Genomic DNA, 12,241 nt, shown 5'->3' with positions numbered 1-12,241 from the left:
TGTCCGGACACTCGCCCCGGCGGCCGTCTGACGCGGTTTTCTGCGCTTCCGGTGCTCACGGACCTCATATCCGCTGCGCTCCGGTTCTCGAAAACCACGCCAGCCGACTCACCAGGACGCGTGTCCGGACAGGCTCGGAAAGGAAGGAACGCATGCCGACTATCGCGATCATCGGCACCGGGCTGATCGGCCGGTCCTGGGCGATCGTCTTCGCCGCCGCCGGCTGGCAGGTGCGGCTGACCGACGCCAGCGCCGCCGCCCTCGCGGCCGCGCCGGGACTGATCGCCGAGGGCCTGGCCGAGCTCGCCAGCCATGGCCTGATCAAGGATCCGGCCGGGGCCGCGGTCCGGGCCCGGGCCGCCGGATCGCTCGCCGAGGCGGTGGCGGAGGCCGAGCTGGTGCAGGAGAACCTGCCCGAAGATGTGGAGATCAAGCGCGCGGCCTTCGCCGAGCTGGACCGGCTGGCGCCGCGCGACGCGATCCTCGCCTCCTCCACCTCGGCCATCGTCGCCTCGCGGTTTACCGAGGGCTTGGCCGGCCGCGACCGCTGCCTAGTCGCCCACCCGGTGAACCCGCCGCATCTGGTGCCGGTGGTCGAGCTGTGCGGCGCGCCCTGGACCTCCCTCGAGACCATCGAGCGGGCGCGGCGGATCTACAGCGCCGTGGGGCAGGAGCCGGTCACGATCCACCGCGAGGTCGACGGCTTCGTGCTGAACCGCCTGCAGGGCGCATTGCTGGCCGAAGCCTTCCGCCTAGTCGGCGAGGGCGTGATCAGCCCGCAGGACCTGGACAAGACCATCAAGGACGGGCTGGGCCTGCGCTGGTCCTTCCTCGGCCCCTTCGGCACGATCGAGCTGAACGCGCCGGGCGGCATCCCCGACTACTGCGCCCGCTACACCGGTCTCTATCGCCGCCTTGCCGCCGACCCGGCCGGGCCGGAGGTGTGGGACGGCCCCACCATCGACCGCCTGCTGGCCGGCTGGGGCGAGACCCCGGACGCCGCCCGGCTGGCCGCGCGCAGCGCCTGGCGCGACCGCCGCCTGGCGGCGCTGAAGGCGCACAAGGTGGCGCAGTCCGAAGACCCGACCGTTTCCTGAGCCGGAGAACAGACCAGATGGCCAAGAGCCGCAAGATCGTCATCACCTGCGCCGTCACCGGGGCGATCCACACCCCGTCGATGTCGGCCCACCTGCCGGTGACCGCCGAGGAGATCGCCGAGGCAGCGGTCGGCGCGGCCGAGGCCGGCGCCGCCATCGTCCATCTGCACGCCCGCGACCCTGAGACCGGCAAGCCCGACCAGACGCCGCAGGCCTTCGAGCCCTTTCTCAAGGTGATCAAGCAGCGCTCCAACTGCATCGTGAACCTGACCACCGGCGGCGCGCCCTGGATGCGGGTCGAGGAGCGCATCCTGCCGGCCCAGACCTTCAAGCCGGAGGTGGCGTCGCTGAACATGGGGTCGATGAATTTCGGCCTGTTCCCGATGCTCAACCGGTTCAAGGAGTTCAAGCACGCCTGGGAGCCGGAGGCGCTGGAAGCCTCGCGGGACCTGGTGTTCCGTAACAGCTTCAAGGACATCGAGTTCGTGCTGCGGACGCTGGGCGACGACGGCATCCGCTTCGAGTTCGAGTGCTACGACACCTCGCACCTCTACAACCTGCACCATTTCCTGGAGCGCGGCCTGGTGAAGCCGCCGCTCTTCGTCCAGACCGTGTTCGGCATCCTCGGCGGCATCGGCCCGCATCCGGAGGATGTGGCGCATATGAAGCGCACGGCGGACCGGCTGTTCGGCGATCAGTACGAATGGTCGGTGCTCGGCGCCGGGCGCAACCAGCTGCCGATCGCGGCGATGGCGGCGGCGATGGGCGGCAATGTCCGCGTCGGGCTGGAGGATTCGCTCTGGGCCGGCCCCGGCAAGCTGGCGGAATCGAACGCCCAGCAGGTCCGCCTTGCCCGCCAGATCATCGAGGGGCTGGGCCTCGAGATCGCCTCGCCTGATGAGGCGCGCGAGATCCTCGAGCTCAAGGGCGGCGACCGCGTCGCCTTTTGACGCCGGGAGGCTGGTCCGACGCGCGTGGATGGCAAGTCCCCCGTTCGGCCAGTCGGAGGCGCCGGAGCGTAACGCGGCGGAGGCTGCCCCCGCCCCCCGATGGCGTAGGGGCGGCTCTCCGTCCGTCTCCCACTCTCCGCGCCGGAGGGTGGGGAGACCAGAAAGGATGATGCCGGTCGCTCCCCACGGCGGGAAGTATCGCTGTTACGGTGGTCACAGCGACAGGCTGCAGACCGTGTGAGATTGGCGGCATGACTACCGCCTCACATGCTCGATTCCAACGGTCCGGCATGTTCGGACCGCTATCCCGCCACGGCGCTTCGGCTCGGGGGGATCGTGGATCGTCTGATCATGTGGGCGGCCTGGGGCGATCATCGGTCCTGTGGCCGATTTCCCACTCTGCCCAACAATGTGGCCATCCCGCCCTGATTTCGACGCCGTCACCTGATATCGGTGAAGGCTGGCATCGGAGTGCATGCTATCTTCAGTTTGAAATCTGGGGAGTGAAATCAAGTAACAGTTCGATTTCTTCATTGAATGGTTATTTTGTTTCCGCGCCCTGCACCATTCGAAACGAAGCGATTTTCGGTGTGGATAAATAAATGACGCCCTCTTTTACCGCCTCGGTACGATCCGGTTCGGATGCCCCTGCCCTCCGGTTCGAGAGCGCATCTCGCCGAGTCTATGACCGCCCCGTCGCCGTCGATGCGGAACGGGTGTCGTGATGGGGGCGCAAACCCGCATGAATCCTGGCGTTTCAATTCGGTGCACGACCGACATCGCGTCTCTGGGTATGATCGAGGCAAGCATCCCGAAGGGGAGCGCAAGAAGCGGTAGGGATCGGACAGGTTCAATGGCACAGGCGCCCGAGGCGTCGCACACGGCTGCTGGTGACGGGCAATCGATCGTCAGCCAGACTCTCCCCTCTCAGCTCCTGACCCTGTTCCGGACGCTGCGAGCCTCCCCCGACTGGAAGCGGATCCTTGTCCTCATCGTCGGCGTCGTCATCGTCGTCGCCCTGACCGCGGCGGCGCAGATCCGGCTGAACGCCTGGAATCAACCGTTCTATGACGCGCTGGCGCAGAAGAGCCTGATCGGCTTCTTCCACCAGTTGCTGGTCTTCGTCGTCATCGCCGGCGTGCTGCTGACCCTCAACGTCGCCCAGGCCTGGCTCAACCAGACGCTGAAGGTGCGGCTGCGGGCCGGGCTGACCCGCGACCTGTTCAGCGAGTGGCTGAAGCCCAAGCGCGCCTTCCGCCTGGCCGGCGCCGGCGAGATCGGCGAGAACCCGGATCAGCGCATCCACGAGGACACGCGGCACCTGACCGAGCTGTCGACCGATCTCGGCATCGGCCTGCTGCAGTCGACCCTGCTGCTGATCAGCTTCGTCGGCGTGCTGTGGATCTTGTCCCAGGGCATCGCCCTCAAGATCGACGGCATGGCTCTGTCGATCCCGGGCTACATGGTATGGTGCGCCCTGCTCTATGCCGCCGCGGCCTCCTGGATCAGCTGGCGCGTCGGGCGGCCGCTGATCAACATCAATGCCGAACGCTATGCCCGCGAGGCCGATCTGCGCTCGGCCCTGGTCCGGGTCAACGAGCATGTCGACGGGATCACGCTCGACAGCGGCGAGGCCGATGAGCGGCGCCGGCTGGACGCCGACCTCGACCGGATCGTCGCGGTGATGCTGCGCTACGTCCGCGCCGTCACCAACCTGACCTGGATCACCGCCGGCTATGGCTGGTTCACCATCGTCGCCCCGATCCTGGTCGCCTCGCCCGGCTATTTCGGTGGCGACCTGACCTTCGGCGAACTGATGGTGGCGGTGGGCGCCTTCGTCCAGGTGCAGCAGGCGCTGCGCTGGTTCGTCGATAATTTCAGCAACCTGGCCGACTGGCGGGCAACACTGCTGCGGGTGATGAGCTTCCGCGAGACGCTGGTGACGCTCGAGACCCTGAACGGGGAACCGCGCAGGATCGAGATCGCCGAAGGCACCGGCGACACGCTGGGCTTCGAGAAGCTGGGCGTGCTGTCGGCCGGCGGCCTGGCGGTGCTGGACGACGAGCGGGTCGAGATCAAGCCGGGCGAGCGGGTCCTGATCGTCGGCCGCACCGGCGGCGGCAAGAGCACGTTGTTCCGCGCCTTCGCCGGCCTGTGGCCCTGGGGCACCGGCCGCATCCTGATGCCGCCCCAGGCCCGCACCATGTTCCTGCCGCAGCGGCCCTATCTGCCGCCCGGCCCGCTGCGCGACGCCCTGACCTATCCGATGGATGCGTCCAGCTTCACCGACGAGCAGATCTGCGCCGCGCTCCGGCGCACCGAGATGGGGCATCACGAGATCTCGCTCGACCAGGTCAAGAACTGGGACAAGGAGCTGACCAGTGACGAGCTGCAGACCCTGACCTTCGCCCGGCTGCTGCTGCACAAGCCGCGATGGGTGTTCATCGACGAGATGGTCGATGCGTTGGACGAGGAGCGGCGGAAGACCGCGATGTCGATCTTCGAGCAGGAGCTGCCGGAGACGGCGGTGATCACCATCGCCCGGCGAGAGGTCAAGAACGGCTTCTACACCCGTGTCCTGCGGCTGCATCTGACCGACGAGGTCACGGGCGAGCGCCGGATCCCGATCGGCAGGCCGCCGCGGCGGGCGATCCCCTCCTCCGCCGGCTTCGCCCCCCTGCTCCACCACCGAGACCCGATGGAATGACCAAACGGCCTGCCGCACCCCGCCGCGCCTCCAAGAAGGGCGCCGCGGCGCTGTCGGACGACGCCCTGCTCGACCTCGTGCAGCGCCAGACCTTCCGCTTCTTCTGGGAGGCGGCGCACCCGGTCAGCGGCATGATCCCGGATCGCACGGACCGCGCCGGCAAGGCGCCGAACGACTGGGTGACGACCGGCGGCTCCGGCTTCGGCATCCTGGCCATCATCGTCGCCGCCGAGCGCGGCTGGATCGACCGGGCCGCGGCGGTCGAGCGACTGATGACGATCGTGCGCCATCTCGAGCGCACCACCTCGCATCACGGCGTGTTCCCGCATTTCCTCGACGGCCGCACTGGCGCCACCGTCGCGTTCAGCCGCAAGGACGACGGCGGCGACCTGGTCGAGACCGCGTTCCTGTTCCAGGGGCTGCTGACCGCGCGCCGCTATTTCGACCGCGACACGGCCGCCGAGACCGAGCTGCGCAACCACATCGGCTGGATGTGGAACGAGACCGAGTGGAACTGGTACACCCGCGGCGGGCTGAACGTGCTGTTCTGGCACTGGGGCGCCAACAACGGCTGGGGCCTGGGCCACGAGATCCGCGGCTGGAACGAGTGCCTGATCGCCTATGTCATCGCCGCCGCCTCGCCGCGCTACGCCATCGACGCCGAGGTCTATCACCGCGGCTGGGCCGTCGGCCGCTGGTTCCTGAGCCGGCGCAGCTATTACGACGTCGAGCTGCCGCTCGGTATGCCCTATGGCGGGCCGCTGTTCTTCAGCCACTACTCCTTCCTCGGCCTCGACCCGCGCGGCCTGAAGGACCGGTATGCCGACTACTGGGAGCAGAACCGCCGGCATACGCTGATCAATTACGAGCACTGCGTCCGCAACCCGAACGGCTTCAAGGGCTACGGGCCGGATTGCTGGGGCCTGACCGCCAGCGACACGCCGGGGGGCTATTCGGCCCATGCGCCGGACAACGACCTCGGCGTCATCACCCCGACCGCCGCCTTGTCGGCGATGCCCTACACGCCGGAGCAGTCGATGCGGGCGCTGCGGCACTTCTACGAAAAGCTGGGCGACCGGATCTGGGATCGATACGGCTTCGTCGACGCCTTCTCCGAGCAGGCGAACTGGGTGGCCGACACCTATCTGGCGATCGACCAGGGCCCGATCGTGGTGATGATCGAGAACCACCGCACCGGCCTCTTGTGGCGGCTGTTCATGAGCGACCCGGACGTCCAGCGCGGCCTGCGCACCCTCGGCTTCGAGAGCCCGCATCTGGGCGGGCGATGACGGCGACCATCGTCTATCTCCTGGAAAGTCTGCTACATTGGTCGAGCCATGAACGAGAACACCGAGAACCTCGTCCTCGAACATCTCCGGCATCTTCGCGCCGGCATGGATCGCATCGTCGACCGCCTGGACGACCTGACCGCCCGTGTCGGGCGGCTCGAAGTCAACACCGCGCGCATCGAAGTCGTCCTGGCCGAACACTCCGTGCGCTTCGACAAGATCGAGAAGCGGCTTGACCGGATCGAGACCCGTCTCGGCCTGATCGACGCTTGAGTCCCTCCGGCAGCACCGCTCTGACCGACTGGCTCGACCGGCAATACGCGGTCGCCGCCCGGAACCTGACGCTCGGCGTCTCCGCCACCCATCTGGTGAAGGAGCGGCGGCCCTTCCGCCAGCGCATCGTGCCGAAGCCGGGATCGGTCGTGGCCTCTTCGGTGATGGGGGCCTATGACCCGGACCCGGATTATTTCTTCCACTGGTTCCGGGATTCGGCGCTGGTGATGGACGCACTGCGGATCCTGGTGGCCGACGGCACCCGGCCGGCCGCGGATGCCGGCCATATCCGCGACTTCATCCGCTTCAGCCTCGGCCTGCGCGGCCTGACCGGCGCCGCGGTGCTGGCCAAGGGTGACCCGCGGCAGGGCGTCGACCCGGATGTCGTGCAGCATGTCCGCTCCGAGGCCGATCTGCGCGGCGTCGCCGGCGACCGGGTCTGGGGCGAGGTCCGGGTCAACCCGGACGGCACGCTGGACACGCTGAACTGGTCGCGGCCGCAGCATGACGGGTCGGCGCTGCGGGCCCTGACCCTGCTGCGGTGCCTCGACGACGGCCTGCTGGAGCCGGGCGTGCGGGACGAGGCGGCCGGGCTGCTGCGCATCGACCTGGACTTCGTCCTGGCGCATCACGCCGAGCCCAGCTTCGAGATCTGGGAGGACAGCCTCGGCCACGACTATTACACCCGCGTTGTGCAATGCGCCGCGCTGCGCCGGGGTGCCGATTGGCTGGAGGCTTGTGGCGACTCCGGGACCGCCGGGCGGTGCTGGGAGGCCTCGGCGGCCCTTGCAGAGGCGCTGGACGGCCATTGGCGGGCTGGGGCCTATGCCAGCCTGCTGCCGGCCGCGTCCGGCGCAATGGGCCGCGACCTCGACATCGCCGTGATCCTCGGCGTGCTTCATGCCGGCTTGCCCGCCGGGCCGCACAGCATGCTCGACCCGAAGGCCCAGGCCACGCTCGCCGCGCTCGAGGATCTGTTCGTCGGCCTGTTCCCGATCAATGCCGGGCGGCCGGCGCCGGCGCTCGGCCGGTTCCGCGAGGATCGATATTACGGCGGTGGGGCCTGGTATATCGCGACCCTCGCCGCAGCGGAGTTCAACTACCGTCTGGCCGCGGGGGTGGCAGGCGGCGCGGCATTCGCGCTGACCGAAGACAACCGCGGCTTCGTCGTTCGTGTCCTGGGCGCCGAGCCCGGGCCGGAAGACCTCGACAGTCGACGCCTGGTCGGCGCCCTCCTCGCCCGCGGCGACGCCTTCCTTGCGACGGTCCGGACCTTTACTCCGCTGGACGGTGCGCTGTCCGAACAGATCGATCGCGCGACCGGCGCCCAGAGCTCGGCCAAGCATCTGGGCTGGAGCTATGCCGGCTTCATCACCGCGGTCCAGGCGCGGCGCCGGATCGCGCAGATCTGACGGACTCGACGATCTGGCCCGACGCTCTGGCCGGTGCGCGTACGAGCCCTATGTTCCTCGCCGCGACCACCAGGCCGGAGATCTTTCCCATGCGCCTGTTCCGCGCCATCCCAGCACTGCTGGGTTTCTGGTTCGTCGCCCTGCCCGGCCTGGCCCAGCAGCCGCCGTCGCAGACCTATGGCGAGCTGTTCCGGGACGTGCAGATGCAGCGGGTCTTCCCGGACGGCAAGACCTTCGTCGATGCCGAGCCGAAGGCGGCGCCCGGCGAGATCCTGCGCCTCTATGCCGAGCGGAAGGACGAGGCCGGATTCGATCTCGCGGCCTTCGTGCGCCGGTACTTCACGCCGCCGGCGACGCATGAAAGCGGCTACCGCTCGGTGCCCGGCCAGGATGTCTGCAGCCATATCGACGGGCTGTGGGACGTGCTGAAACGGCCGCCGGACCGGCCCGACCCGCGGTCCTCCCTGCTGCCGCTGCCGAACCCCTATGTCGTCCCGGGCGGGCGCTTCGGCGAGGTCTACTACTGGGACTCCTACTTCACCATGCTCGGCCTGATCGAGAGCGGCCGGGACGATCTGGCGCACGACGTGCTGGCGAACTTCGCCAGCCTGATCGACCGCTACGGCCACATCCCGAACGGCAACCGCAGCTATTATCTCAGCCGGTCGCAGCCGCCGTTCTTCGCGGCGATGGTGGAACTGGTGGCGGAAAGCAGCGACGACCCGGGCGCGACCTATGCCGCCCACCTGCCGAGCCTGGCCCGGGAGTATGCCTTCTGGATGGACGGCGCCGATTCCCTGGAGCCCGGGGCTGCCCATCGCCGCGTGGTCCGGCTGCCGGACGGCACTCTCCTGAACCGCTACTGGGACGACAGCGACCAGCCGCGCGACGAATCCTATCGCGAGGATGTCGAGACCGCACGGGCGACGAACCGGGCACCGGTCGAAGTCTATCGCGACCTGCGGGCCGCGGCCGAAAGCGGCTGGGACTTCTCCTCGCGCTGGCTGGCGGACGGCAAGACCCTGGCCACCATCCGCACCACGGCGGTGGTGCCGCCGGACCTGAACAGCCTGATGGCCGAGCTGGAGAGCGTCCTGGCGAAGGCCTATGCGGCGTCGCACCGGCCGGAGCGCGCGGCGGAGCTGGAGGCCCGCGCCAGGCTGCGTGCCGAGGCGGTCCGACGTCTGCTTTGGGACCAGGAGGCCGGCGTGTTCACCGACTATCTGTGGCGCGAGGGGCGACGCACCGGCGCCGTGACTCTGGCGACGGCCTATCCCTTGTTCTTCGATCTGGCCGATCCGGACCAGGCCGCCCGCGTCGCCGAGACGCTGGAGCGCCGGCTGCTCGCCCCCGGCGGCCTGCTGACCACCGAGATCGCCTCGGGGCAGCAATGGGACGCGCCGAATGGCTGGGCACCACTGGAATGGATCGCGATCCGCGGCCTGGCCCGCACCGGCCATGACCAACTGGCGGAAACCGTCGCCCGCCGCTGGGCCGAGCGGGTCGCCGGCGTCTACACGCAGACCGGCAAGCTGACCGAGAAATACGACGTCGCCGGTACCGAAGCCGCCGGCGGCGGGGAGTATCCCAACCAGGACGGCTTCGGCTGGACCAACGGCGTGCTGCGGCGGCTGCTGGCGACATACCCGCAGCTCACCACCGCAAGCGGCGGCGACATCGCCTGCCTGGCGGCAGCGAACGACAACCGGGCGCCGGAGGCCCAGCCCCTGCGCCGTCCCCCTTAGCCGGCCGCCTTGGCGGTGGCGGTCGAAGAGGCGCGCCACAGGTCGATGCCGCCATCGAGCGCGTGCCGGTCGATCTCGGCCAGCTCCTCGGCCGTCAGCGGCGCGCCCTTCAGCGCGTCGAGGCTGTCGTCCAGCTGCGCCACCGACCGGGCGCCGATCAGGGCCGAGGTGACGCGCGGGTCGCGCAGCACCCAGCTCAGCGCCATCTGCGCCAGGGTCTGGCCGCGCCGCTGGGCGATGGCGTTCAGCTCCCGGATGCGGGCGATGTTGCCCTCCGACAGCAGGTTGGTGCGCAGCGAGCGGCCGCGCCTGGCCCGCGAATCCTCGGGCACGCCGTCCAGGTACTTCGAGGTCAGCATGCCCTGGGCCAGCGGCGAGAAGGCGATGCGGCCGATGCCGAGTTCCTGCAGCGTGTCGAGCAGCCCGTCCTCGATCCAGCGATTGAGCATCGAATAGGAGGGCTGGTGGATCAGGCAGGGCGTTCCGAGATCCTTCAGGATCGCCGCCGCCTGGCGGGTCGCCTCCGGCGAGTAGGAGGAGATGCCGACATACAGCGCCTTGCCCTGGCGCACGACATGGTCGAGCGCGCCCATCGTCTCCTCCAGCGGCGTCTCGGGGTCGAGCCGGTGCGAGTAGAAGATGTCGACATAGTCGAGCCCCATGCGCCTGAGGCTCTGGTCCAGGCTGGCGACCAGGTATTTGCGCGAGCCGAAATTGCCGTAGGGCCCCGGCCACATGTCGTAGCCGGCCTTGGTCGAGATCAGCAGCTCGTCGCGATAGGGCCGGAAATCGGCGGCGAAGATGCGGCCGAAATTCTCCTCGGCCGAGCCGTAGGGCGGGCCGTAATTGTTGGCCAGGTCGAAATGGGTGACGCCGCGGTCGAAGGCGCGGCGCAGCACGGCGCGGCCGGTCTCGTAGTGGTCGACCCCGCCGAAATTCTGCCACAGGCCGAGCGAGATCTCGGGCAGCTGCAGTCCGCTACGGCCGGAGCGGCGGAAGCGGGCGGTCTCGTAGCGCGCCGTATCGGCGATCCAGGGCGTCTGCATGGCTGTGTCCGTCCTATCCGTGTTGGCGTCAGGCGACCGGCTGGGCGCATTGCCCCGTGCCGACGATCGCGGTCTTCGCCGCATCGGCGTCCTGCGGCGCGCCGTCCTGCAGGAAGAAGACCTCGTTGTTCTGGTTGAAGGCCTTCAGCTCGCGCCCGTCGGCGTCCGCAATCGTGCCGGTATGGTTGATCGGGTGCTGGCGGCGGCCGCCCTCCGGCGTCTCGACGATCAGGAAGCCGCACAGCTCGTAGCGCACCGTCCGCCCCGCCGGCACCTTCACCTGCAGCTCGGCGATCGGGTCTTCCCTGGTGACGTGGAGGACACCGACGGTGCGGCCGTCGATGCCGACGGCGATCAGCTCCTCGATCTGGTCGGGGCCGAGCTCGTCGACGATGCGGAAGCGGTGGTCCTTCGGGCCGGCGCCGGCCGGGGTTGCGGCGAACAGGCCGATCAGCAGCGCCAGGGCCGCGGCGCGCCAGAGTCGCAATCTGCGTGTCGATGGCTGCACGGCGCCCTCTCCGTCCCGTCCCTGGTCGCAAGCGAGCGACCCTAGCGCGCGGGCGGGCGACATACCAGCTTGCACGATCACCCCCGGATCGGTTAGGCCAGCGCTTCCGCGGATGCGGCACGGTCCCGGGCCGTGCCCACGGCATCCCTCCGAAAACCCAGCGTAGGGTCAGTTATGCGTTCTTTTGACGGACAGCGGTCCGACGGCGCGCCGATTCGCCGGAACCGCCAGGAAAAGCAGAAGCAGTTGCAGGAGCTGGAGCAGAAGCGCGCCCATCTCGGCAGCCACACCTCGCCGACTCTGCGGGCCGCCATGGACCGCAAGATCGCCGAGCTGAAGACCGAGCTGGCGCTGGCCGAGCGTGCCGCCGCGAACCAGGCCGCCAACCCGGCCCCGCAGCCGCGCCGGCCGCCGCGCCGTTGATGGCAGGGGGGCGGCGTCGGCCGCCGCCCCTAGATCTCGATCACCAGCCCGTCATGCGCTGGCCGGACATGGTCCGGCAGTTGCCGGCAAAGCCATTCATAGTCCATCTGGTGGTTCATGTGCGTCAGCCAAGCCTGCTTCGGCTTGAGCCGCTCGATCCACTCCAGCGTCAGCGCCAGATGGGCGTGCGAGACATGCGGCTCCGGCCGCGTCGCATCGACCATCCACAGCTCCACCCCCTCCAGCGCCGCCCAGGCGCGGTCGTCGAGGCGGACGACATCGGTCGAATAGGCGAAGCGGCCGAAGCGGTAGCCCATCGAGACGACACGGCCATGGTCCTGCTCGAACGGCACGATGTCGATGTCGCCGACCCGGAACGGCCCGTCCAGCAGATGCGGCACCAGGAACGGGTGGTAGAAGCCGCGGTCCATCTCGACCGAGGTCATGATGTAGCCGAAGCGCTCCTCCAGCTCCTGCCGCACCGCCGCGTCCATATAGGCGTTGACCGGCTGCTTGAAGGCCAGCGGCCGCAGGTCGTCGATGCCGTGGATGTGGTCGGCATGGGCGTGGGTGTAGAGCAGCGCGTCGATCCTCTTGACGTCGTGGTCCAGCAGCTGGTCGCGCAGGTCGGGCGAGGTGTCGATCAGGATCGTGGTGCTGTCGCTCTGCACCAGGATGGACGGGCGGCGCCGGCGGTTGCGCGGATTGGCCGGATCGCAGGTGCCCCAGATGCCGCCGACCATGGGCACGCCCATCGAACCGCCGCAGCCGAGCACCGTCACTCGCATCGT

General features: G+C 69.1%; 11 protein-coding genes. 8 read left to right on the top strand and 3 right to left on the bottom strand.

What is annotated here, in order from left to right; translation table 11 throughout:
• The first annotated feature begins 152 nt into the window (after positions 1-152).
• From LG391_RS01765 to treF, 7 genes are all read left to right on the top strand, one after another.
• Positions 153-1,097 (top strand): 3-hydroxyacyl-CoA dehydrogenase, encoded by a 945-nt coding sequence (locus tag LG391_RS01765; protein ID WP_225765422.1) that lies wholly within the window; start codon positions 153-155, stop codon positions 1,095-1,097.
• A 17-nt stretch (positions 1,098-1,114) separates the two neighbouring features.
• Positions 1,115-2,047 (top strand): 3-keto-5-aminohexanoate cleavage protein, encoded by a 933-nt coding sequence (locus LG391_RS01760; protein ID WP_225765419.1) that lies wholly within the window; start codon positions 1,115-1,117, stop codon positions 2,045-2,047.
• Positions 2,048-2,900: 853 nt separating this feature from the next.
• A complete protein-coding gene (locus LG391_RS01755) occupies positions 2,901-4,754 on the top strand; it encodes an ABC transporter ATP-binding protein/permease (protein ID WP_225765417.1) in 1,854 nt (617 codons plus the stop codon).
• Positions 4,751-6,043 carry a glucoamylase family protein gene (locus LG391_RS01750; protein WP_225765415.1) on the top strand — a complete coding sequence of 431 codons (1,293 nt, stop codon included), beginning with the start codon at positions 4,751-4,753 and terminating at the stop codon, positions 6,041-6,043. The genes LG391_RS01755 and LG391_RS01750 overlap by 4 nt, the downstream gene beginning before the upstream one ends.
• A gap of 48 nt (positions 6,044-6,091) precedes the next feature.
• A complete protein-coding gene (locus tag LG391_RS01745) occupies positions 6,092-6,316 on the top strand; it encodes a hypothetical protein (protein WP_225765413.1) in 225 nt (74 codons plus the stop codon).
• Positions 6,313-7,728: a glycoside hydrolase family 15 protein gene (locus LG391_RS01740; protein ID WP_225765403.1), complete on the top strand. Its 1,416-nt coding sequence runs from the start codon at positions 6,313-6,315 to the stop codon at positions 7,726-7,728. The genes LG391_RS01745 and LG391_RS01740 overlap by 4 nt, the downstream gene beginning before the upstream one ends.
• Before the next feature lie 89 nt (positions 7,729-7,817).
• Complete coding sequence (treF, locus tag LG391_RS01735; RefSeq protein WP_225765401.1) at positions 7,818-9,473, top strand: alpha,alpha-trehalase TreF; 1,656 nt, start codon at positions 7,818-7,820, stop codon at positions 9,471-9,473.
• Here the strand turns inward: treF and mgrA are convergent.
• Positions 9,470-10,519, bottom strand: a complete 1,050-nt coding sequence (gene mgrA / locus LG391_RS01730) for an L-glyceraldehyde 3-phosphate reductase (protein WP_225765389.1) — start codon at positions 10,517-10,519, stop codon at positions 9,470-9,472. The genes treF and mgrA overlap by 4 nt on opposite strands.
• Positions 10,520-10,547: 28 nt before the next feature.
• Positions 10,548-11,006: a hypothetical protein gene (locus LG391_RS01725; protein WP_225765387.1), complete on the bottom strand. Its 459-nt coding sequence runs from the start codon at positions 11,004-11,006 to the stop codon at positions 10,548-10,550.
• Positions 11,007-11,273: 267 nt separating this feature from the next.
• Here LG391_RS01725 and LG391_RS01720 point away from each other — a divergent pair, with 267 nt between their 5' ends.
• Positions 11,274-11,450, top strand: coding sequence for a hypothetical protein (locus tag LG391_RS01720; RefSeq protein WP_225765385.1), 177 nt, complete (start codon positions 11,274-11,276; stop codon positions 11,448-11,450).
• A gap of 29 nt (positions 11,451-11,479) precedes the next feature.
• On the opposite strand, the gene LG391_RS01715 is transcribed toward LG391_RS01720, so the two are convergent.
• Entirely contained in the window at positions 11,480-12,238 is a 759-nt protein-coding gene (locus LG391_RS01715) for an MBL fold metallo-hydrolase (RefSeq protein ID WP_225765383.1), read from the bottom strand.
• Between the last annotated feature and the right edge of the window lie 3 nt (positions 12,239-12,241).

Source organism: Inquilinus sp. Marseille-Q2685 (assembly GCF_916619195.1).
Classification (GTDB): Bacteria; Pseudomonadota; Alphaproteobacteria; order DSM-16000; family Inquilinaceae; genus Inquilinus.
Note: the sequence above shows the minus strand (reverse complement) of the source record. Positions and strands in the feature narration are given on the sequence as shown.

Excerpts from the sequence above, each read along its gene's own strand:
- LG391_RS01760 (WP_225765419.1), top strand. The coding sequence starts at position 1,115 with ATGGCCAAGAGCCGCAAGATCGTCATCACCTGCGCCGTCACCGGGGCG.
- mgrA (WP_225765389.1), bottom strand. The coding sequence starts at position 10,519 with ATGCAGACGCCCTGGATCGCCGATACGGCGCGCTACGAGACCGCCCGC.
- LG391_RS01755 (WP_225765417.1), top strand. The coding sequence starts at position 2,901 with ATGGCACAGGCGCCCGAGGCGTCGCACACGGCTGCTGGTGACGGGCAA.
- LG391_RS01715 (WP_225765383.1), bottom strand. The coding sequence starts at position 12,238 with ATGCGAGTGACGGTGCTCGGCTGCGGCGGTTCGATGGGCGTGCCCATG.
- LG391_RS01750 (WP_225765415.1), top strand. The coding sequence starts at position 4,751 with ATGACCAAACGGCCTGCCGCACCCCGCCGCGCCTCCAAGAAGGGCGCC.
- treF (WP_225765401.1), top strand. The coding sequence starts at position 7,818 with ATGCGCCTGTTCCGCGCCATCCCAGCACTGCTGGGTTTCTGGTTCGTC.
- LG391_RS01765 (WP_225765422.1), top strand. The coding sequence starts at position 153 with ATGCCGACTATCGCGATCATCGGCACCGGGCTGATCGGCCGGTCCTGG.
- LG391_RS01745 (WP_225765413.1), top strand. The coding sequence starts at position 6,092 with ATGAACGAGAACACCGAGAACCTCGTCCTCGAACATCTCCGGCATCTT.